Below are 21,097 nucleotides of genomic sequence, written 5' to 3' on the forward strand. Positions count from 1 at the left end.
CTCCTGTCCTCTCTGGCTAACATGCATTTATCAAAGCTTGAGGAGTCGGACATGAAAGTACTGGTTACGGGCAATCAGGGCTATATCGGATCGGTCATGGTACCGGTCCTCATGAATGCGGGGCATGAAGTGTCCGGCTATGACATTGGCCTTTACGAACATTGTCTCTTTGAAGAAGGCGGTGCCGTTATGAACGTGCCGACCATCCGAAAGGACGTGCGCGATGTGTCGCCGCGCGATCTGGAGGGGTTTGACGCGGTCATTCATCTAGCCGCACTCTCCAATGATCCGCTGGGTAATCTCAATGAGGAATTGACCTACGACATCAATCACCGGGCAAGTGTCGCCGTGGCGAAAGCGGCCAAACGGGCAGGTGTCGGGCGTTTTCTGTTTGCATCATCCTGTAGCAATTACGGCATCAGCGATGCTGATTTGATCGACGAAACTGGAGAGTTGAAACCGGTAACGGCCTATGGCCGGTCCAAGGTGCGGGCGGAACAGGAGATCCGGGAACTGGCAGATTCAAGCTTCTGCCCGGTCTATCTGCGTCCAGCAACGGCATACGGTGTTTCGCCTTTCCTGCGTTTCGACATCGTGCTCAACAATCTCGTGGCATGGGCGGTGACGAAGGGGCTGATCTACCTCAAGTCCGATGGCACGCCCTGGCGACCCATCGTGCATATCCGCGATATTTCCCGCGCCTTCATGGCGGCTATGGAAGCCCCGCGCGAAAAAGTCTGGAACGAAGCTTTCAATGTCGGTTCGACGGAGCATAACTACCGCATCCGCGACATTGCGGGCATCGTCGCCGAGAATGTTCCCGATTGCCGTATCGAATATGCGGATGACGCCGGACCGGATACACGTTCCTATCGCGTCAGTTTTGAAAAGCTGGCGCGGGTGCTGCCGGAGGCAAAACCGGAATGGGATGCCGTTGCCGGGACGCGCGAACTGCTTGCCGCTTATAGCCGCTCGACGCTGACGCTTGAGGAGTTTGAGGGCCCGCGCTTCCAGCGCATCGCGCATATTCGCAAGCTGATTGCGGAAGGGGTCTTGGATGCCGATCTGCGGCGCGCCGACGATGAACCGCAACCGCTTCGGGCAACGGCGTGATGGATACGGGGGGCGGGCACAAGGGCGTTGAAATTGCCATTCCGCCGTTGTCGAACGGGATAGCCATCTACGATCTGGCTGCCCGCCTCTATCCAGTCTGCCGCAGTCTCGCCGGTGATGGCGTGCGCGAAACGCTTGCCGTCATCGGGGAACATCTGCCGTTGACGGTTCATCAGGTTCCAACCGGCACTCCGCTTTATGATTGGAAAGCGCCGCAGGAATGGATCATTCGTGAGGCCTATATCGCGGACATGAACGGCAATCGTGTCGTTGATTTTGCCCGGCACAATCTGCATGTGGTGAATTTCAGCGTGCCTGTGCGGGCGCGAATGCCACTCAACGCGCTGAAGGAGCATATTCATACGCTGCCTGATCAGCCGGACCTCATTCCCTATCGCACCTGCTACCATGCGGAAGCGTGGGGCTTCTGCATGACGCATAACGAGTTACTGTCGATGCAGGACGGCGATTATGACGTTGTGATTGATGCGGAACGCCGCGACGGTTTTCTGACCTTTGGTGAGTTCATTCACCGGGGGGAAACCGACGAGACGTTCATCCTGTCGGCACATCTTTGCCACCCGTCGCTGGCCAACGACAATTGTTCCGGGCTGGCGCTGCTGGCGCATCTTGGCGAAGTGCTGCAATCACGGCGCACGCGCCTGACCTACCGGCTGCTTTTCGGCCCGGCGACTTTCGGCGCTCTTGCATGGCTAAAGCAGAATGAAGAGCAATTGGGGCTGGTCCGGCACGGGCTGGTCCTGTCCTGCGTTGGCGATGCTGGCGGGCCGAATTACAAGCGCAGCCGTCGCGGCGATGCGGAGATTGATCGCATCATGGGGCATGTTCTTGCCGGGTGTACCAATGCGACGATGCATGATTTCTGGCCCTACGGCTATGACGAGCGCCAGTTCTGTTCACCCGGATTCAACCTGCCGGTCGGCATGTTCCAGCGCAGTCTCTATGGCACCTTTCCAGAATATCATACATCGGCCGACAATCTCGATTTCATCAAGCCGGATTATCTGGAACAATCGTTCAACATGGTCTTGCAGGCCGTTGAAATTGCTGAGCGAAACTGGCTTCCGCTGAACACGTCGCCAAAGGGGGAGCCGCAGCTCGGGCGGCGTGGCCTTTATGGAAACATGGGCGGAGACAGTCGCGCCGCGCAAAACGCCATGGCACTGCTGTGGGTGCTCAATCTGGCGGATGGCGAGCACTCCATTCTCGATATGGCAGAACGTGCGAAACTGCCATTCGCAACCCTTGCCGATGCCGCAGACCGGCTCCGTGATGCAGGCTTGTTGGTGGAGAGCTAAAGCAGCGGCCAGGCCAGATCCTTGTCGGAAATGACGCTTGGCCTGTTCGGCCATGGTATGCCGAGCGACGGGTCGTCATAGCGTAAACCTGTCGCATAATCAGGCGCATAGGGCTTCGAGATCATGTAGCGCACGAGGACGTCAGATGTCAGGGTCTGGAAGCCGTGTGCGCAGCCTTCGGGGATGTAGAGCTGGACGCCGTTTTCGGCGGATAGTTCCACGCCGGCCCAGCGCCTGTAGGTGGGTGAATGCGGGCGCAGATCGACCAGAACATCCCAGATGACGCCCTGCAGGCAGGTGACGAGTTTGGTCTCCGAATGTGGCTCGTTTTGGTAGTGAAGGCCGCGCAATGTTCCTTCTTCGCGTGAGAAAGACAGGCTGTGCTGCGGAAAATGTGTTTCCATCTGTCGCTCCGCGAAGGCGGCTTCGCAATAGACCCGCGCGAACCAGCCGCGCTCGTCCTCAAGCCTTTCCGGCTCGATAGACCAGGCGCCATCGATGTTGAGCGAAGTGAAACGCATGTTTTGCTCCGATTTCCATACATGCGCATTCTGACAGCGGCATTATCGGGCGATAGAAGTTTCTTCGATGCATCCAAATAGCCTTCCGGGCGAGGCCAACCTGTCCGAATGAGGTAGGCGCCTACGCCCACGTCGCCATAGGGTGAAGATCGGGTACCTACTCCTCGTAGTCCGTCCGGTGAATGTTGCGCCCGATCGTATGTACGGCTCGCCCCTGATGACAGTCTCGGCAATTTTTAGGCCGCTTAGTAGTTTTGATTATCCGACGTGGATCGGAGTTCAACCCCATCAACCCGTAACGGACCAGTCCGAAGGTTCGTTGAGGCGAGGAACGACGTATGACCATCCAGACGCCGGATATTTCGCGGAGCACGAGCATGGCGCAAGAGCAGACCGGCTGTCGCCTGTGCGGTAAACTACTCAAACACACCTTTGTTGATCTTGGGATGTCGCCGCCTTGCGAAAGCTTCATTACGGCGGATCGCCTCGACCGCATGGAGCCTTACTACCCGCTCTACGCGCTTGTCTGCGATCATTGTTATCTGGTGCAGTTGAAGGAGTATTTCTCGCCTGCCGAGATTTTCACTGAATATGCCTATTTCTCGTCTTTCGCCACCAGCTGGGTCAGCCATGCGAAGACCTATTGCGACGAGATAACCGAGCGGCTGGGACTGAACGAAAACAGCTTCGTGGTCGAGATCGCCAGCAATGATGGTTATCTCCTGCAGCATTTCCTGCCGAAGGGCATTCCGATCCTCGGCATCGAACCGGCGGCCAATGTGGCCGAGACGGCCATTGCAAAGGGCGTGCCGACGCGTGTGGATTTCTTTGGCTCGACGCTCGCTGCCGAACTGGTTGGCACAGGACGCAAGGCCGACCTCCTGATCGGTAACAACGTTCTGGCGCAAGTCCCTGATCTCAATGACTTTGTGCGTGGTCTGCATCTGTTGCTGAAGCCGGAAGGCGTGATTACGCTGGAGTTTCCGCATCTCGCCAATCTTATCGAACAAAACCAGTTCGACACGATCTATCACGAGCATTTCTCGTATTTCTCGTTGCTGACGATCCGGTACATGGCGCACCGCCATCACCTGAAGGTCATCGACGTGGAGGAACTGCCAACCCATGGCGGGTCGCTCCGGGTGTATCTTGCGCATAACAGCAGCAAGCGGAAGGCAGGACCGCGTGTGGCGGCGCTTCTGAAGCGCGAAGAGAGTTTCGGCCTCAACGAGATTTCGACCTATGAGCAGTTTGCCGAAAAGACCCGGCGCACCAAGCGCGATCTTCTGTCCTTCCTGATCGCAGCCAAGAATGCCGGCAAGCGCATCTGCGGTTATGGCGCGCCGGGCAAGGGCAATACGCTTCTGAACTATTGCGGCATTGGCACGGATTTCCTGGATTTCACGGTCGATCGCAATCCGTACAAGCACGGGCGTTTCACGCCAGGCATGCACATTCCGATCTACGATGTGTCGGCGATCGACAAATACCGGCCCGATTACATCCTCATCCTGCCGTGGAACTTCAAGGACGAGATCATCCGGCAGATGCAGCACGTGGTCGAGTGGGGCGCGAAGTTCATCATTCCGATCCCACACGTCACGTTGATTGACCCGGCACTACTCACAGAGGAGCGGTAAGTCATGAAAGTCGTTCTGTTCTGCGGCGGTCTTGGAACCAGAATCCGCGAATATTCGGAGAACATCCCGAAGCCGATGATTCCGCTCGGCCATCAGCCGATCCTGCATCACGTTATGGAATATTACAGCGACTACGGGCACAATGAGTTCGTTCTGTGCCTGGGCTACAAGGCCAATGTCGTGAAGGATTTCTTCCTGACGATCCGCCCGCAGACCTTCGCGGACTGTGTGGTTTCGGATGGCGGACGCAATGTGCAATTGCTTGAGGAAGTGGATCGTGACTGGAGCGTGACGCTGCTCGATACGGGGATTTGGCGCAATATCGGCGAGAGGCTCTGGAGCGCACGGTCGCATGTGGCGAATGAGGAGATGTTCCTCGCCAATTACAGCGACGGGCTCAGTGATGTCGACCTCGACGACATGACGGAACGTTTCCGTGCCAGCGGTAAGATTGCCTGTTTCCTCGCCGTCCGCCCGCCGCTGACCTATCACCTTGCCGATATTGCCGAAGGCGGCGACGTGCGGGCTTTCCGGACGTCGAACACCTCCGATATCTGGATCAATGGCGGTTACTTCCTCTTCCGCAAGGAAATCTTCGACTATATGCGCGAAGGGGAAGAACTGGTGCTTGAACCATTCGGCCGTCTGATCGCCGAAAACCAGCTGATGGCCTATAAATATGAGGGCTTCTGGCGCTCGATGGATACGCTGCGCGACTGGCAGACGCTTGAGGACATGGTCGAAAAGGGCGACATGCCCTGGAAGAGGCACAAGGCGGAAGAGGCCGAACGACGCGCTACCAATGTCGCGATAGCGCTATGATTGATCTGCGCTCGCTCGCAAATCAGAGCCGTCCGCTGCAGTTGCTTTGTCTGGGCGCGCATTCCGACGATATCGAAATCGGTTGCGGCGGCACGCTTCTGAGCCTGATCGAGAGCGGCACGCCATTGCATGTGGAGTGGTGTGTTTTGTCGGGAAACGAAGAAAGGCGCGCGGAGGCAGAGGCTTCCGTGCGCGATTTTCTGCGCGGGATAGACAGTTTCAACATTCATCTTGCCTCGTTCGAGGATAGTTATTTCCCGGCGCAAAGCCGTGAGATCAAACAATGGCTGATCGAACAGCGCGGGCGAGGGCAGCCGGATATGGTCTTTACTCATCGCCATGGCGATGCGCATCAGGACCACCGCACGGTCAACGAGCTGACATGGAACCTGTTTCGGGATCAGATGATCCTTGAATATGAAATCCCGAAATGGGATGGCGATCTGGGCCAGCCCAACGCCTATTCGGCGCTGCCGGCTGCGATCATGGATCGCAAGATCGACCTGTTGATGAAACACTTCGGCACGCAGCGCTCGAAGGACTGGTTTGACGCGGAAACCTTTCGCGGGCTTGCCCGGCTACGCGGCATGGAATGCCGCGCGCCTGAGACCTACGCCGAGGCGTTCCATGCCCGTAAGTTGCGGTTGTTTTAGTTTGCAACTGGCTCTGCATTTGTGTCGACACGGACGACCACCGACATGCCGGGCACTAGACGTGCCGCATCCGGTTGATCTTCATCGATGGCGATACGAACGGAAAGGCGCTGGGTGATCTTGGTGAAGTTGCCGGTCGCGTTGTCGGATTTGATGACGCTGAATTCGGAACCGGCAGCAGGCGCGAAAGCTTCGATGTGCCCCTTCAATTCCGCATGACGCAGCGCATCAACGGTGAAAGTGACCGGCTGGCCAATCTTCATGCCGTATAGCTGAGTTTCCTTGAAATTCGCCATTACCCATTTGATCTTTGGTACGACGGAGACGAGCTGCGTTCCCGCTGTCACATATTGACCGAGACGCACGCCCACTTCGCCGAGCGTACCGTCACGCGGGGCAATGATATGGGTGTTCTGCAGGTCGATCCGCGCCAGTTCAACGGTTGCTTCCGCATTGGCGATATCGGCATTGAGGCTGTCGCGATTGACGATAATGGACTGCAGGTCCTGTTGTGCGACGGCCAGCGCTGCCTGAGCTTCCTCGACGGAGGCCTGCGCCTGAAGCAGGGTGCCGTGAGCCGTATCAGCAGAACTTTGCGTGGTCACACCGCGCGGCAGCAAAGCCTCGACGCGCTTTGCATTGGCTTCGGCTACCTCAAGTGCTGCCTTGGCGCCGGAAATCTGTGCCTGCCGCGACTGGATCGTCGCTTCAGCCGAACGTTGGCTCTGCTCTGAATTGGCCAGAGCTGCCTTCTTGCTGTTGAGTGCGGCCAGCGCCTGATCCAGCTTCTGCTGATAGCTGCGGCTGTCGATCTCAAACAGTAGGTCGCCCTGTTTTACTGTTTGATAGTCGTTGACATTGACCTTGGTGACATAACCGGCAACCTGCGGACTGATAACCGTCACCTGTCCACGGACATAGGCGTTATCGGTTGTCTCGACGGTGTGTTTGAAAGGCGGCAACTGCCACGCCCACAGCACCATCAGAACGCCTGCAAGGCCGATGATGAGAGCGAGGCTGCCGCGAATATACTGTTTTCCAACTGACATTTTCAAATACTCGTCGATTTAACCAGCCACCGTAGCGTTATGGTGGATGTGCATGTTTTCATAGAAGCGATAGGCGATCAGGCAAACGAGCGAGAGGCTCGCGATGACGGAGATTGCGAGAAAAGCATCGTTATAGGACAGCACCGTCGCTTCCTTGGTGACCTGTTGTCCGAGAAGCGCCAGCCCTTCGGCCTTCGTCAGTCCCTGATCAGCCAGAACCTTTGCATAGGTGCCGGAGAGCGCCTGAACGCGCTGGGCGACGACGGGGTTGGACATAACCAGTTGCTCCACCAGATAGGCGGAATGATACTTTTCGCGGATCGCGATGAATGTGCTGAACACGGCAGAGCCGATAAGACCGCCGATGTTCTGCGTGAACAGGAAGATGACGATGAAACTCGTCATGTAGGTCGGTCCTTGTTTCAGCGCCTTGGTGATGCCCGCAAGCATGGCCGGGGGCAGGAACAGAGCGCCGCCGAAGGCTATCAGGCCCTGACTGAGATAGGCGTTGTGCGGGCGGGTCAGGTTTGTGGCATGGCTGTCCAGAAAGGCACCGACCGCGATGAAGACCAGCGCCAGCCCGAAGATGAACGATACGCGTTCAAGCTTCATCCACATGCCGCAGGTAATGCCCCCCGCCAAGGATGCAGCGAGAATGACGAGATAAAGGCCGCGGCTCTGGCCGTCCTGCAGGCCGAATGCCTGAAAGAGGCCGACCGCACCGGTTGTCTGCTCGGCAAGCACGATGCGAAATATGAAGAGGATCAGCGTGAAGCGCAGGATTTCCGGTTGGAACAGCCAATGCAGGTTCATCAGCGGCTGTTCGCGGTTGAGTTCGATTGCGGCAGCGCAGGCAAGAACAGCGATTGAGATCGCCAGACATATGCCGATCCAGGGGGCTTCGAACCACCAATAGTTCTTGCCCTGAACCAGTACGACCGCGAGAAGCCCAAAGCCGATGGCGATCAGTCCGTAAGCGACGAAATCCAGCCAGTGCAACACTTTTGCACGCGGCGCTTGTGTCATCGGCAGGATATAGACGACGGCGAAGGCTGCTAGCGACAGGCCGATTTCGACCATATAGAGCTGCTGCCATTGGCCGATATCGAACAGTAGCGGTGAGATGACACGCGCCAGTGGGCCTGCCGCAGCCGAACAGGTGAGCGCAAGGCTGAGGCCCCAAGTCATTTTCTTGGCGGGCGGAAAGGCTTCGAGCATGTAAAGAAAGCCGATGGTCGAGATCGGCGCCGCAGCAGCGCCCGCAATGAAGCGGATCGGGATCGCCGACCAGATATCATAGACAAGCAGATGCAGCAGGGAAGAAATCAGAAACACGGCGATTGCGATTTCCGCAAAACGGCGCAGACCGAACTGGGTGCGTATCTTGATGAGAAGGATCGTCAGGCTGGCATAGGGAGCCATATAGGCTGCGATAAGCCACGAGGTTTCCGTCAGCGTTGCGCCGAGTGATCCCTGTATCTGCTGCGTGTTGGCCGAGATGAAATACATACTGAGACCGCGCGTCGACCACATTAGAACAGACGCGGCGATGTAGATAGCGGACATGTAAACCGGCATATGCGGAACGGCAGGCGTTGCAGCCGGTTGGCTTGCCGGGGAAGCCTGTTGTCCTTGCTGATCTTTGTCTTCTTCCGACATGGTTCTAGCGGTCTTTCCCCGCGAGTGTCGTTTCCACCGTCTGGCTGATTTCCTGAAGAACAGTAAGGGCTGCTTCCAGTGTCGGCCGGTCTATGCGCTGCAGCAGTTCGGAGCGGATGTTGCGGGTGATTTCCTGCAGCTCGCGCACCTGCGCCTGCGCTTCACCCGTCAGCTCGATACGTTTCGCGCGGCGATCGCTTTCAACCGCGGCGCGATAGATCAACCCCTGCTTTTCAAGCCCATCCAGAAGGCGCACCACGGAAGGGTGCTCGATTTCCAGAGCATCTGCCAGCTCGCGCTGGTTCCAGTCGCGCTGCTGAGCGAGAAGCAGGAGCACGCGGGCACGTGCCAGCGTCAGCCCGCGTTCCCGGACGCGGGAATCGAACAGGTTACGCATTTTGCGCGCGGCCGTGGAAAGCTCCATCGTGAAAGCCGCTTCAAGATCATGTTTTGACTGAGACATTGTATAGCTATCTATTATATGTGTAGCTATATATAATATTTAGAGCCTGCTAATCAATGGGTTTGATGGCACTCTGATGCTGGAACGGAAAAATATTTGCGGCTTCGGGAATAAATCGCGGTCGTCGATTGTCTTATCTCCATATCGCATGTCGCGATTGGAACCCCGTGAGGCAGATCATGAAAACGTTTGGTTTTATGTCCGTACTGGCAATCGCTACAGTGGCGGCGTCAGCCGCGCTGGCCGCGCCATCCGTCAAGACGATGGAAAGCTCGAAAGGGCAGGTTCTGGCAGGCGCCAAAGACATGACGCTCTACACTTTCGACAAGGATAGCAAGGGTGAATCCAGCTGCTATGATACTTGCGCCAAGAACTGGCCGCCCTTCATGGCGATGAAGGGAGCAAAGGCTTCCGGCGCATATACGCTGGTCAAGCGCAAGGATGGCAGCGAGCAATGGGCGAAAGACGGAATGCCGCTCTATTACTGGGTGAAGGACAAGAAGCCCGGCGATGTCACCGGAGACGGCGTCAATGGAGTCTGGCACGCCGCAAAGCCATGAGGCCGATGTGAGCCATCCCGCTCCCGAAAGTTTCGAGGGCCAGCTTCTGGCCCTCCTGCCGGTCATGCGGCGTTATTCGCGCAGCCTTGCCAAGTCCGATGCCGAAGGCGAGGACCTTTTGCAGGATTGCGTGGCGAAGGCGTTGTCGCGGCGCGGCCAGTGGCGTGGCCTCAATCTGCGTGGGTGGATACTCACGATGATGACCAATCTTTACCGCAATGGCTACAAAAGCCGCGCCCGGACCCGACATGAAACGCTGGATGCCACTGAAAATGTCAGTGTCGCTGCGACGGAGACGGATCCGTTCCAGCTGCAGCAGCTTGAAGAGGCGATCAACACCCTGCCGGACGATAACCGCGCGGTGCTGATGCTCATCGTCGTCGAAGGCTACAGCTATGGCGAGGCGGCAGAAATGCTGGGCATACCTGTCGGAACGGTCATGTCGCGGCTTTCACGGGCAAGACATCGCGTTGCCGAACATATGAGCGGCTCGAATATTGTAACGCTTCGGAGAAACCGATGATAGAACGCAATTCTCCCATAACCGAAGCGGAACTGCTCGGCTTTGTCGACGGGCAATTGTCCGAAGCAGAACATGCGCGCATTGCCGGGCTTCTTGAAAGCAACCCCGAGCAGGCGGCGCTGGCTGCCGAATGGCGCAGACAGAACGACGGTATCAGGCAACTCTTTTCCGGTTATGCCAAGGCAAAGAACGACGATCCCGGAATGATCCGCTCAGCGGGGATACGCCAGTCGCGCACCTATCGTAGCGCTGTTGCCGCAGCGGTTCTGGCGGCCTTGTTGATCGGCGCCGCTGGCGGCTTTGCAGGCTCGCGCCTGTTTGCGGAAGTAGAGCCGCAAATAGCGAGCGTGCAAACCCTGCCACAGCAGTCGCAGGCGGCATATCTCATCTATGCCAGCGAAGTACGGCATCCGGTCGAGGTCTTTTCCAACGAAGAGGCGCATCTTGCGACATGGCTTGGCAAACGGCTCGACATACCCGACCTTCGTGTTCCCGATCTCCGCTCGTTGGGCTTCCAGCTTGTTGGTGGACGCCTGTTGCCGGTTGACGGCAAGGCGGGCGCATTCTTCATGTATGAGGACGAGGCTGGAAAACGGCTTTCGGTGATCGTCGGTCGCAATCCGGATAACCGCGATACGAGCTTCCGTTTTGCTTCAAGCGATGGTGTCGAAACTTTCTACTGGATCGACAGCGATCTTGGTTATGCAGTAAGCGGCGAGATTTCGCGCGAACGCCTGCGGCAGGTGGCGGAAGAATGCTACCGCCAGTTTCCGGGCTGACCTGCTTATCCGTCGTCGCTGAAAGCGTGAACCATCGCATCCTTTGAGCTGCCACTCGCGATCAATGCGGCAAGCAGGATGCGCGCCTGACCCGGGCGAAGTGTATGTGCGTGAATGGCTCCAGCTTCGCCAAGATCATATCCGCCGCCGCCGCCGCCATAGCCGGGTGTCAACAGGCCTTCCGGTACGCGGCTTGAAACTGCAACGGGAATATTGCGGCGCGAGCATTCGCGGACAGCTTCGACAACGCAGGGTGTGGTATTGCCCGAACCGAGCGCTGCAAGAACGATGCCGCTGGCACCGGCTGCAATGCTCGCTTCTATGTGGAGGGCATCGCAGCCGGGATAAATGGCAATCGTGTCGATCCGGCGGTCACCGACAGGAGCGGGAAGCACCGGGCTCTGGATTTGGATCATACGTGCAGAGCGGAAGGCGTCGGCGCTGTCGCTGTTGAACTTGTATGCCCCCCAAGCCGGTACGATCCGTCCACCGAAGGCAATAAGGACGCCTTTGTCGGCATTGGCCGGATCGCAGGCAAGCCGAATGGCGGTGGCGAGATTTTCCGGCCCATCCGCCTGCGGGTGGTCGGCGGTAAACTGTGCTCCGGTGAAAATCACGGGTTTGCTGATGCGACGCTGCAGATGCACCAGCAGCGCCGTTTCTTCCATGGCATCCGTTCCGTGCAGGACGACGATGCCGTCGAAGTCGCCATCCTTGAGGCAGGAACCGACGGCATCGCTGATGCGCTGCATGTCGGAAAGGGTGAGGCTTGCAGAATCCTTCGCCATCAGGTCGACCGGGCGAAGCTCCGCTTCAAGGCCCGGTACGAATTCCAGCAGATCCTCACCGGACAGGACCGGTGTGCTTGCTCCGTCTTCCCCACGCTTGCTGGCGATGGTGCCGCCAGTGGCGATCACCGCTATGGAAGGCTTTGCAAGCGTCATATTTCCGAATCCTCTCACTTACCGGGAATGCTGGCGTCTACAGCACGTTCGGTAGCAAGTCGATGGATGCGTTCACGCATCATATACCAGCCGAGGATGAGGGCAGGGCCGATGATTGCCAGCGAAGCAATCGTCCATGTGCCGACTGGATAGTCGAGTGCCATCAGGACAAGCACGCCAAGCAGGAATGCGAGTGTGAGGATGCCGGTGTAAGGTGCACCGAACATGCGGAAATCCGGGCGCACGATTTCGCCGCGACGCGCAAGATGCCAAAGTTTCAGCTGGCAAAGGACGATGACGCCCCATGCCGTGATGATGCCGAGCGCGGAGAGATTAAGCGCGATTTCAAAGGCTGCCGCAGGCACGACAGCATTGAGAACAACACCGATGACAGTGACGACCGCGGTGACGGCGATGCCCATATAGGGAACGCCGTTCTTGTTCATCTTGGCCAGTGAGGCTGGCGCCGAGCCGGAAATGGCCATGGAGTGCAGGATGCGCCCGGTGGAATAAAGCCCGGCATTCAGCGACGACAGAACCGCGGTCAGGACGACGAGGTTCATGATGATATCCGCACCTTCGACGCCGATCTTGCCGAAGAAGGTCACAAACGGGCTCTCGCCAGCAGAATAGGCTGTGTAGGGAAGAAGCAGCGAGAGCAGCAGAACAGAACCTACATAAAAGACGAGAAGGCGGAAGACCACGGTGCGGATTGCGCGGGGCATGACCTTGCGCGGGTCTTCGGTTTCTCCCGCTGTGGTGCCCAGCAACTCGATGGATGCATAAGCGAAAACCACACCCTGTATGATGATGAATGCAGGCAATATACCGTTCGGGAAAAGGCCTCCGCTATTCGTGATGATGCTGAAGCCAGCCGAATGACCGTCAATCGGCGTGCCGGAGACAACGAAGTAAATGCCGACAACCAGAAAGGTCACGAGCGCAATGACTTTGACGAGACTGAACCAGAATTCCAGCTCGCCAAACACTTTCACCGACAGAAGGTTCATCGACAACACGATGATAAGGGCCGTCAGTGCGAACACCCATTGGTCAATGCCTTGCAGCCACGGCACATAGTGCTTGAAGAAATTCATGTAGAGCGCAACAGCCGTTACGTCCGCGACCGACGTCATGGCCCAGTTGAGCCAGTACATCCAGCCTGCCACGAACGCCAGTTTCTCACCGTAGAATTCGCGGGCATAGGAGACGAAGGAACCGGAGCTGGGGCGATGCATGATCAGCTCGCCCAGTGCACGCAGCACCAGAAAGGCAAAGAAGCCGCAGAGGGCATAGACGAAGACCAGGGCCGGACCTGCCATTGCGAGGCGTCCGCCTGCACCGAGAAAGAGCCCGGTACCGATCGCGCCGCCGATGGCGATCATCTGGATCTGCCTCGGTTTCAGGGCCTTGTGATAACCGCGGTCCTCTTCAACGAACACTTCGCGTTCGGCCGGGGTGGCTTTCATGGTTTCGATCGGCATTGCTCCTCCCTGAGAGCGCGGTTTCGACAGGCGACCGTTCGGCGTGAAAGGCCAATTAGGGCGCCCCGCCGGTCATTCAATGAGGGTATGGAATTCATCCCTATTTGATGGGCATTCTGTAAAGCTGCATGACAGATTTTGAAGCCGGTTTTAACGCATATCGCAGAACGCGCGTCAAGTATTCGGCTTCAAATGAGAAGCATCGCATGCATTTCCGAAATAGGCTGGCAGGGAAAAAATCAGCAGGAATAAAGTGTTACCGGCTTGTGCTTATCTGGCATGAAAATGCCGCGCCAAGCCGGATTGGCATGAATAATCTGCGCGAATCCGGTGTAAAGCAGTGGTCCTGCAATTGTGGTGTCAGACCTCATCCTTGCCGATGATCGTCGTTACAGCAGTCTTGACTTTGCTCAGATGCGTTTCCATTGCAGCGCGGGCATCAGCTTCCGATCCCGCCTCAATAGCTTCGACAATCAGGCGATGTTCGACATTCGAAGCTTCGCGGCGGCCAGACATCAGGTTGACGAGTTCAGATTGCTGGATCAGCGCCTCGCGGGCATCAGCGACAATCTTGGAGAAGACCGTGTTTCCGGAAGCCTCGGCAATCGCGCAGTGAAATTCGGAATCGAGCAATTCCCATTTCTGTGGGTCCGTCTGGCGGTCCATCTTGTCGCAAAGTTCAAGCAGGTTGGCGAGTTGTTCGGCGCTGCGTCGTAAGGCTGCCCAGCCTGCCGCCGGCACTTCGATGAACGGGCGTGCCTCGATCAGATCACGCGCGGAATAGCCGCCATAATTCAGTTCGCTCGCGGGGGAAGCATTCAGGACGTAGGTGCCACTACCTGTTCGGGTCTGGGTGAGGCCCAGTGTCTGTAGTGACCGCAGCGCCTCGCGCACGATTGGGCGGCTGACACCGAACCGGCCAGCGAGTTGAGTTTCAGAGGGCAGGCGGGTGCCCACGGCAAGGCGACCGGATGTGATGGCCGAGCGAATATCGTCGAATACAACTTCAGCCGCATTCTTTCGTGTGACCGGATGTGTGTCCGATAACCAGTCGGCCAATTCGCTCATGTCCGAACCTCCGTCAATTGCTTCGCTCCTGTCAAGCAGCTAGGCAATTTTCAGAAGGATATCAATCCCAAAGCGGTTCAAAAAGGCAGATCAAGAGACACAAAAAACTGCGCTCCGGCTGGAGCGCAGGGCTTTCCTATTGGAACTTATCAGGCCGCTGTGGCGGCCGTGTTCAACTTGTTGGCCGACAGGATGCTGATGAACGCTGCACCATAAGCTGTGAGCGGCGCCATCTTGGCAAGCGCGCTCGCAATGGCGTCATGGTGGCTCAGCTCTTCCTCGGAATCGTGGCGGAAGGATACGCAAACAGTTTCGCCATCTTCACCGATGAATTCTACCTGATAGGAATTTTCCTTGCCGCATCTTTTGACCAGAGCATCGACAATTTGCATGCAATCATTCTCCTTCCGAGCCGCATGAACGCTCTGGAATGAAGATGGTTCCATAAAATTTTATCTTTTTGTCCAATCTCAGTTCCGGCTTGACAGGCGGGCTGCACCCAGTGCCGCTGCGAACGCAATGGCAAGCATGACAAAGGTGAATTCGGCAACCGCAGACCATCCATCCGCAACCCAGAAATAGCCGCCCGCTGCACCGGCAACACTGGAGCCGAGATAGTAGGCGAGCAGATAGAGCGATGACGCATGTCCCTTTGTGTGGAGTGCCAGTCGACCGACCAGAGCGCTGGCGACCGAATGGCTGACGAAGAAGCCGACTGTCACGAGGATGATACCCACAATGATGACAGGCAGCGGTGCAAAGAGGGTCAGAAGACAGCCCGCAGCCTGTATGGCAAGCCCGATGGGAAGCACGGTGAAATAGCCGAGCCTGTCGCCCATTCTGCCAGCAAGCCATGAAGCTGCAATGCCGAACAGATAGACCGTGAAAATGGCGCCGAGCGCTGTCTGGCTGAGGCTATAAGGCGCCGTCACGAGGCGGAAACCGATATAGTTATAGATGGTGACGAATGAACCCATCACGAGAAAGCCAATGGCAAAGAGCAGTGGCAAGGCCGGGTTGCGGATGTGGCCGATCCATGCGCCGAGGTGAAACCGTGCATTGAAGCCCGGACGCGGAATGAAGTTCTGCGATGCGGGCAGCAGAAAGAGGAAACCGATGGATGCGGCAAGTCCTAGCAGCCCCATGCCTGCCAGACCGACGCGCCAGGAGAAATACTCTGCGAGCGTTCCGGCAATGACACGGCCCGCCATGCCGCCGAATGCATTGCCAGCAATATAAAGCCCCATTGAAGCGCCAAGGCCGCGCGGGTCGATTTCTTCCGCCAGATAGGTCATGGCGACCGCAGGCACACCGCCAAGCAGCAGGCCCTGCAGGGCACGGATGACGAGCAGCATATGCCAGTCCGGCACCAATGCACTGACTATCGTGCAAAGTGCTGAGCCGAGGAGCGAGACGAACATCAGTGTCCTGCGTCCGAAGCGCTCAGATACGACGGCAGCACCGAAAATTGCAAAGGCGAGAAAGCCTGTCGAAACGGAAAGCGATAAGGAACTGGCCGCGGGCGTGATGTTAAAATCATGCGCGAAAAGCGGCATGAGCGGCTGGACACAGTAAAGCAGGGAGAAGGTTGCAAAGCCGGACAGGAAGAGTGCAATGCTCGCATTGCGAAATGCCGGTGTGCCCTTGACGAGATAATGCTTTTGTTCGGTTGCCGTGGGAGCTGAAACGAGCTTGAGCTGGCTTTCCGGTGTTCTTACGCTGTCGAGGCTGCGTTCTGCGAGGCGTGACATGACTTTGCCTTTTCAAATCCTCCCGCTTTTTGATCTAGTCAAATGCCCGTCATTTGTCCAATATATGGAAGTGACGATTGCAATAGCTTTTGGATATAGCGATGGAACTACGTCATCTGCGTTATTTTCTGGCCGTGGCCGAAGAGGGCAATTTTACCCGCGCGGCTGCGAAGCTCGGTATCGGTCAGCCGCCGCTCAGCCAGCAGATACGCGACCTCGAGAACGAGATCGGGGTGGCGCTGTTTCATCGCGTGCCGCATGGAGCCGAACTGACGGCAGCCGGCACGGCTTTTCTTGGTGAAGCGAAGGCCTCCCTTGCCGCCGCCGAGAAGGCGAAGCTTGTAGCGCAGGGCACGGCGCGTGGAGAAACCGGCAGGCTCGCGCTGGGTTTCACTGCATCGTCCGCGTTCAACCCGACCGTCAGCGGTACAATCCGCAAGTTTCGGGCCAGATGGCCCGATGTCCGGCTGACCCTGACGGAGATGAACAGTCATCTTTTGATGGAAAAGCTGGTCAGGGGAGAGGTGGACGCTGCCTTCATCCGGCCCGGATTGGAAAATTCCAAGGACGTACGCATGAAGCGGCTGGCTGATGAGCCGATGCTGATCGCCCTGCCGAGCCATCATCCGCTTGCCGTTCATCCCAAGCTGCCGATTTCAGCTCTGGCAAATGAGGCATTCGTGCTTTTCCCGCGCATTGTGGGGCTTAGCCTTTACGACGATGTGGTTGAGGCTTGCCGGAATGCGGGCTTTGAAATGATCGTCGCGCAGGAAGCGCCGCAGATGCCATCCGTCGTCAATCTGGTCGCAGCCGATCTGGGCGTCTCGATTGTTCCAACCGCCATTGCGCAGATCAAGCTGGCCGGGGTGACTTATCGTCCAATCGAAGGCGAGCCTCTTCTGGCGCGGTTGGGGCTGGTTTCGATGAAGAACAACCGGTCGCCGCTCATCGATAATCTTACTAGCCTGTTACCGGATCAGTGATCTTCCGTATCGTCGTCGGAAGCGATAGGTTGCCGTCTGTGTCGGCGTTGACCGTCATTTTTGGACATGTATGATGGTTGTCGCGGCGACGTACCTGGGAGGGGACGCTGCTTTTCCATCCTTAAGATAACCGTTCACGAGGGCTCTGACGCCCACAAGCCGAACGGTCGAATTTTGCCCTATCCCGTCCGATTGGAGATTTTCGTGAAAAGACTTCTGATTACCGGTGCTGCGGGCGGACTCGGGCGCGTAATGCGAGATAAACTGGCCGGCAAAGCCGAGCTGCTGCGCCTGTCCGACGTTGCCGATCTCGGCAAAGCCAAACTCAATGAAGAGCTGGTTCAATGTGACCTCGGCGATATGGATGCAGTCATGCGTCTTGTCGAAGGTTGCGACGGTATTCTGCATCTCGGTGGTATTTCGACCGAGGCGTCTTTCAGCAAGATACTCAACGCAAATATCGTCGGGATGTACAATCTGTATGAAGCCGCGCGGGCGCATGGCCGTCCGCGTATCATTTTTGCCAGCTCAAACCATACGATCGGTTTCTATAGACAGGACGAATATATCGACGCAAAGGCGCCCACACGTCCAGACGGTCTTTACGGCATTTCAAAATGCTTCGGCGAGTCCATTGCCAGCATGTATCATGACAAGTTCGGTCAGGAGACGGCAATCGTTCGTATCGGCTCCTGTTTTGAGGAGCCGCGCAATCATCGCATGCTTTCGACCTGGATGTCATATGACGATTTCGCCGGTCTGATTGACTGTGTTTTCCGGGCGCCGATGCTGGGATGTCCCGTTATCTGGGGTGTTTCGAACAACGATTCGGTGTGGTGGGACAACAACCATGCCCGTTTTCTCGGCTGGCACCCCAAGGACAATGCGGAACGTTTCCGGGTCGAGCTGGAGAAGACAACGCCGCGGCCAGCGCCGGATTCAGCACTCGCGGTCTATCAGGGCGGTACATTTGTCGATGAACCGATCCATCAGGATGATTGATCGGAACCTTTCTGTTTAACGGCAGAAGTCTTGTAAGGTCAGGGCTCCTCCGGTTTGATAACACCTTGGAGTGCATATTTTGCTTTACGTACCTCAAAACGAAAGCTAAGCTTTTTATCGTGACGCTTTGGGAGGAGTTCACGTGCAGCCAGAACTATCGGCAAAGAGCATATTAAAGACGCAAAAAATGCGGCAGTTCGCTGTGGGCGGTTGCGCATGAGTGCGCCAGATAAAGATGACGGGCCAGCACTGTTGGAAGCTGTGTCGCTTTCCAAATCATTCGGTCCTGTTCAGGTTCTGAAAAATATCGATTTGCGCATTTTCGGCGGCGAAGTCCATGCGATCATCGGCGAGAATGGAGCCGGGAAATCGACGCTGATGAAGTTGCTTGCAGGCAATGAGCGTCCTACGAGCGGAGAAATCCGCATCGACGGCAAGCCGGTTACTTTCTCGGGGCCAGTGGAGGCCGAAGCGCAGGGCATTGTGCTGGTGCATCAGGAAATTCTCCTCGCACCCGATCTGACCGTCGCGCAGAACATCTATCTTGGTCGCGAGCTTAACCGTGGACTGGTTGTCGATGATAAATCGATGCGCGAAGGTGCGCGCAAGGCCATTCGTGATCTGGGCGCCGATATCGATCCGGATGCGGTTGTAGGCTCCCTGTCGATTGCGCAGCGCCAGTTGGTGCAGATCGCCCGCGTGTTGCTGGTGCCGCATCGTGTGGTGATTTTTGACGAACCGACCGCTTCGCTGACACCGTTCGAGACGGAAGCGCTGCTGAAAGTCATTCGCGACATTCGCGCAAAGGGCGTCGCTGTTCTCTATATTTCGCACCGCCTGCCGGAAGTGAAGGAAATATCCGATCGTGTGACCGTGCTTCGCGATGGCAAGCTTGTTTCAGCACATCTGTCTTCGGAATTGCAGCCATCGGACATGGCCCGGCTGATGGTCGGTCGTGACGTTTCAAAGCTTTATCCTGACCGCGCAAGCCAGCATGACAACGCTGCCATTCTCGAAGTCGATAACTTTAGCGTACCCGGCTACGTGCAGAATGCGAGCTTCCATCTCAACCGGGGCGAGATACTCGGCTTTGCCGGTCTGGTCGGCGCCGGACGCACGGAGCTGATGGAAGGGATCGTCGGTCTGCGACCCGGTAAGGGGGATGCACGCCACAATGGCAAGCCGGTTCATTTCCGCAATGCGCATGAAAGCCAGAAGGCGGGGATCGTTTATCTCAGCGAGGACCGGAAGGGCAAAGGGCTGCTTCTGTCCAAGGACCTGGGCGTCAATCTCACGCTAGCGTCATTGAAGAAATTCGTGAGCGGTTTGCAGATCGACCGCAACCGGGAACGCTCCGCGCTCGATGATGCGATCCGCGAGTTCGATATTCGCACGGGCCGCAAGGACATTCTGGCAGGTCAGCTTTCGGGGGGAAACCAGCAGAAGCTTTTGCTTGCCAAGATGATGATGCTCGATCCGTCCATCGTCATCATCGATGAACCGACACGCGGCATCGATGTCGGCACGAAGGAACAGATTTATCAGTTCATCGCCAATCTGGCCGATGAGGGGAAATCGATCATCGTGGTTTCGTCGGAAATGCCGGAACTGATCGGTATCTGCGACCGCATCGTCGTGATGCGGGAAGGGCGGATTGCCGGTGAGGTGACAGGCGACCGCATGACGGAACATGACATCGTCGTGCTTGCAACCGGCGTTGAAGCCGAAAATGCCGCATAAAAACAATAAAGTGGGAAGTAGATGACACAGGTTGCGACCGATAAAAGCTCAGTGGCGAGGACATCCAAGGATTGGGATTTAAGGGCAATTGCCCCGTTCATCGCGCTCGCCCTGCTGCTTGTTCTGGGCACGATTGCCAACCCGAACTTCATCAGCATCGACAATCTTCTCAATGTCGCAACGCGTAGCGCTTTTATCGCCATTATCGCGCTTGGTGCCACCTATGTGATTTCATCCGGCGGGCTCGACCTGTCCGTGGGCGCAATGGTGGCGTTCGTCGCCAGTATCATGATCCTGTTCATGAATAGTGGGGTGATTGCCGATCCGGTGATGATGCTGATTGCGGCCGTGATGCTGGCGCTGATTGTCGGTGCAGCCTGTGGCCTGTTGAATGGCCTGATAACGACGGTTGGCGGCATCGAGCCATTTATCGCCACGCTCGGCACTATGGGCATCTATCGTGGTCTCACCACATGGTTGTCGCAAGGTGGCGCGATCACCTTGCGCAATCCGGACATTCAGGCGCTTTATCGCCCGGCCTATTTTGGTTCCATTCTTGGCGTGCCGGTGCCGGTTATCGTGATTTTCGTGACGGCAGCGCTTGCGGCATTCGTCCTTTATCGGACCCGCTATGGCCGCCATGTCATTGCAGTCGGATCGAACGAGGATGTAGCACGCTATTCCGGCATTTCCGTCAAGAAAGTGCGTACTATCGCCTTCATCATTCAGGGCCTTTGCGTCGCTGTGGCCGTGCTTCTTTATGTGCCGCGTCTGGGTTCTACCTCGGCCACGACCGGCCTGATGTGGGAACTGCAGGCGATTACCGCCGTCGTTGTTGGCGGAACAGCTTTGCGCGGCGGCGTGGGCCGTATCTGGGGCACGATCTGCGGCGCATTCATTCTGGAGATCATCGGAAACATCATGATCCTGTCGAACTTCGTCAGTGAGTATCTGCTCGGGGCAATTCAGGGCGCGATTATCATCATCGCCATGCTTGTGCAGCGTTCGCTTTCGCGAAGATAGG

At 57.0% G+C, this 21,097-nt stretch carries 21 protein-coding genes; 12 read left to right on the forward strand and 9 right to left on the reverse strand.

Features of this window, described 5'->3' with window-relative positions; all coding sequences use genetic code 11:
- Positions 1 to 51 precede the first annotated feature (51 nt).
- A complete protein-coding gene (locus tag OANT_RS17530; protein WP_012092816.1) occupies positions 52 to 1,113 on the forward strand; it encodes an NAD-dependent epimerase/dehydratase family protein in 1,062 nt (353 codons plus the stop codon).
- Complete coding sequence (locus OANT_RS17535; protein WP_012092817.1) at positions 1,113 to 2,432, forward strand: DUF4910 domain-containing protein; 1,320 nt, start codon at positions 1,113 to 1,115, stop codon at positions 2,430 to 2,432. The genes OANT_RS17530 and OANT_RS17535 overlap by 1 nt, the downstream gene beginning before the upstream one ends.
- On the opposite strand, the gene rfbC is transcribed toward OANT_RS17535, so the two are convergent.
- Complete coding sequence (rfbC, locus tag OANT_RS17540; protein WP_010658587.1) at positions 2,429 to 2,953, reverse strand: dTDP-4-dehydrorhamnose 3,5-epimerase; 525 nt, start codon at positions 2,951 to 2,953, stop codon at positions 2,429 to 2,431. The two genes, OANT_RS17535 and rfbC, sit on opposite strands and share 4 nt — an antisense overlap.
- Before the next feature lie 338 nt (positions 2,954 to 3,291).
- Between rfbC and OANT_RS17545 the strand changes: the two genes are divergently transcribed.
- Genes OANT_RS17545 through OANT_RS17555 form a run of 3 tightly spaced genes read left to right on the forward strand, consistent with a single transcriptional unit; the run spans position 3,292 to position 6,068 of the window.
- Positions 3,292 to 4,593 carry a class I SAM-dependent methyltransferase gene (locus OANT_RS17545; protein ID WP_040128362.1) on the forward strand — a complete coding sequence of 434 codons (1,302 nt, stop codon included), beginning with the start codon at positions 3,292 to 3,294 and terminating at the stop codon, positions 4,591 to 4,593.
- Positions 4,594 to 4,596: 3 nt separating this feature from the next.
- Positions 4,597 to 5,415: a sugar phosphate nucleotidyltransferase gene (locus OANT_RS17550; RefSeq protein ID WP_012092819.1), complete on the forward strand. Its 819-nt coding sequence runs from the start codon at positions 4,597 to 4,599 to the stop codon at positions 5,413 to 5,415.
- Positions 5,412 to 6,068 carry a PIG-L deacetylase family protein gene (locus OANT_RS17555; protein WP_012092820.1) on the forward strand — a complete coding sequence of 219 codons (657 nt, stop codon included), beginning with the start codon at positions 5,412 to 5,414 and terminating at the stop codon, positions 6,066 to 6,068. The genes OANT_RS17550 and OANT_RS17555 overlap by 4 nt, the downstream gene beginning before the upstream one ends.
- On the opposite strand, the gene OANT_RS17560 is transcribed toward OANT_RS17555, so the two are convergent.
- Genes OANT_RS17560 through OANT_RS17570 form a run of 3 tightly spaced genes read right to left on the reverse strand, consistent with a single transcriptional unit; the run spans position 6,065 to position 9,239 of the window.
- Complete coding sequence (locus OANT_RS17560) at positions 6,065 to 7,117, reverse strand: HlyD family secretion protein (protein WP_012092821.1); 1,053 nt, start codon at positions 7,115 to 7,117, stop codon at positions 6,065 to 6,067. The genes OANT_RS17555 and OANT_RS17560 overlap by 4 nt on opposite strands.
- An 18-nt stretch (positions 7,118 to 7,135) precedes the next feature.
- Complete coding sequence (locus OANT_RS17565) at positions 7,136 to 8,776, reverse strand: MFS transporter (RefSeq protein WP_012092822.1); 1,641 nt, start codon at positions 8,774 to 8,776, stop codon at positions 7,136 to 7,138.
- Between the two features lie 4 nt (positions 8,777 to 8,780).
- Positions 8,781 to 9,239: a MarR family winged helix-turn-helix transcriptional regulator gene (locus OANT_RS17570; protein ID WP_012092823.1), complete on the reverse strand. Its 459-nt coding sequence runs from the start codon at positions 9,237 to 9,239 to the stop codon at positions 8,781 to 8,783.
- Positions 9,240 to 9,418: 179 nt separating this feature from the next.
- On the opposite strand from OANT_RS17570, the gene OANT_RS17575 reads away from it, so the two are divergent.
- The 3 genes from OANT_RS17575 to OANT_RS17585 are packed head-to-tail and all read left to right on the forward strand — an operon-like array spanning position 9,419 to position 11,101.
- Positions 9,419 to 9,799: a COG4315 family predicted lipoprotein gene (locus OANT_RS17575; protein WP_012092824.1), complete on the forward strand. Its 381-nt coding sequence runs from the start codon at positions 9,419 to 9,421 to the stop codon at positions 9,797 to 9,799.
- Positions 9,771 to 10,322: an RNA polymerase sigma factor gene (locus OANT_RS17580; RefSeq protein WP_012092825.1), complete on the forward strand. Its 552-nt coding sequence runs from the start codon at positions 9,771 to 9,773 to the stop codon at positions 10,320 to 10,322. The genes OANT_RS17575 and OANT_RS17580 overlap by 29 nt, the downstream gene beginning before the upstream one ends.
- On the forward strand, positions 10,319 to 11,101 hold the full coding sequence (locus OANT_RS17585; protein WP_012092826.1) for an anti-sigma factor family protein: 783 nt from the start codon (positions 10,319 to 10,321) through the stop codon (positions 11,099 to 11,101). Before OANT_RS17580 ends, OANT_RS17585 begins: the two co-directional genes overlap by 4 nt.
- Positions 11,102 to 11,106: 5 nt before the next feature.
- Here OANT_RS17585 and OANT_RS17590 read toward each other — a convergent pair whose 3' ends face one another.
- From OANT_RS17590 to OANT_RS17610, 5 genes are all read right to left on the reverse strand, one after another.
- Complete coding sequence (locus OANT_RS17590; protein ID WP_012092827.1) at positions 11,107 to 12,045, reverse strand: asparaginase; 939 nt, start codon at positions 12,043 to 12,045, stop codon at positions 11,107 to 11,109.
- Between the two features lie 14 nt (positions 12,046 to 12,059).
- Complete coding sequence (locus tag OANT_RS17595; RefSeq protein WP_012092828.1) at positions 12,060 to 13,529, reverse strand: amino acid permease; 1,470 nt, start codon at positions 13,527 to 13,529, stop codon at positions 12,060 to 12,062.
- 360 nt (positions 13,530 to 13,889) lie between these two features.
- Positions 13,890 to 14,597, reverse strand: coding sequence for a FadR/GntR family transcriptional regulator (locus OANT_RS17600; protein ID WP_012092829.1), 708 nt, complete (start codon positions 14,595 to 14,597; stop codon positions 13,890 to 13,892).
- A 149-nt stretch (positions 14,598 to 14,746) separates the two neighbouring features.
- Positions 14,747 to 14,989 (reverse strand): hypothetical protein, encoded by a 243-nt coding sequence (locus OANT_RS17605; protein ID WP_010658600.1) that lies wholly within the window; start codon positions 14,987 to 14,989, stop codon positions 14,747 to 14,749.
- Between the two features lie 78 nt (positions 14,990 to 15,067).
- On the reverse strand, positions 15,068 to 16,348 hold the full coding sequence (locus tag OANT_RS17610; protein WP_012092831.1) for an MFS transporter: 1,281 nt from the start codon (positions 16,346 to 16,348) through the stop codon (positions 15,068 to 15,070).
- 101 nt (positions 16,349 to 16,449) lie between these two features.
- On the opposite strand from OANT_RS17610, the gene OANT_RS17615 reads away from it, so the two are divergent.
- The 4 genes from OANT_RS17615 to OANT_RS17630 all read left to right on the forward strand — a co-directional run bounded on the left by OANT_RS17615 (position 16,450) and on the right by OANT_RS17630 (position 21,096).
- The gene (locus OANT_RS17615; protein ID WP_012092832.1) at positions 16,450 to 17,331 is read left to right on the forward strand and encodes a LysR family transcriptional regulator; all 882 of its coding nucleotides are present in this window, start codon (positions 16,450 to 16,452) and stop codon (positions 17,329 to 17,331) included.
- 204 nt (positions 17,332 to 17,535) lie between these two features.
- Positions 17,536 to 18,333: an NAD-dependent epimerase/dehydratase family protein gene (locus OANT_RS17620; protein WP_012092833.1), complete on the forward strand. Its 798-nt coding sequence runs from the start codon at positions 17,536 to 17,538 to the stop codon at positions 18,331 to 18,333.
- Positions 18,334 to 18,549: 216 nt separating this feature from the next.
- Complete coding sequence (locus tag OANT_RS17625; protein WP_012092834.1) at positions 18,550 to 20,073, forward strand: sugar ABC transporter ATP-binding protein; 1,524 nt, start codon at positions 18,550 to 18,552, stop codon at positions 20,071 to 20,073.
- A gap of 21 nt (positions 20,074 to 20,094) precedes the next feature.
- Positions 20,095 to 21,096 (forward strand): ABC transporter permease, encoded by a 1,002-nt coding sequence (locus tag OANT_RS17630; RefSeq protein WP_010658605.1) that lies wholly within the window; start codon positions 20,095 to 20,097, stop codon positions 21,094 to 21,096.
- Position 21,097 lies beyond the last annotated feature (1 nt).

Origin of the sequence: Brucella anthropi ATCC 49188 (assembly GCF_000017405.1) — a bacterium.
In the GTDB taxonomy this organism is placed as follows: domain Bacteria; phylum Pseudomonadota; class Alphaproteobacteria; order Rhizobiales; family Rhizobiaceae; genus Brucella; species Brucella anthropi.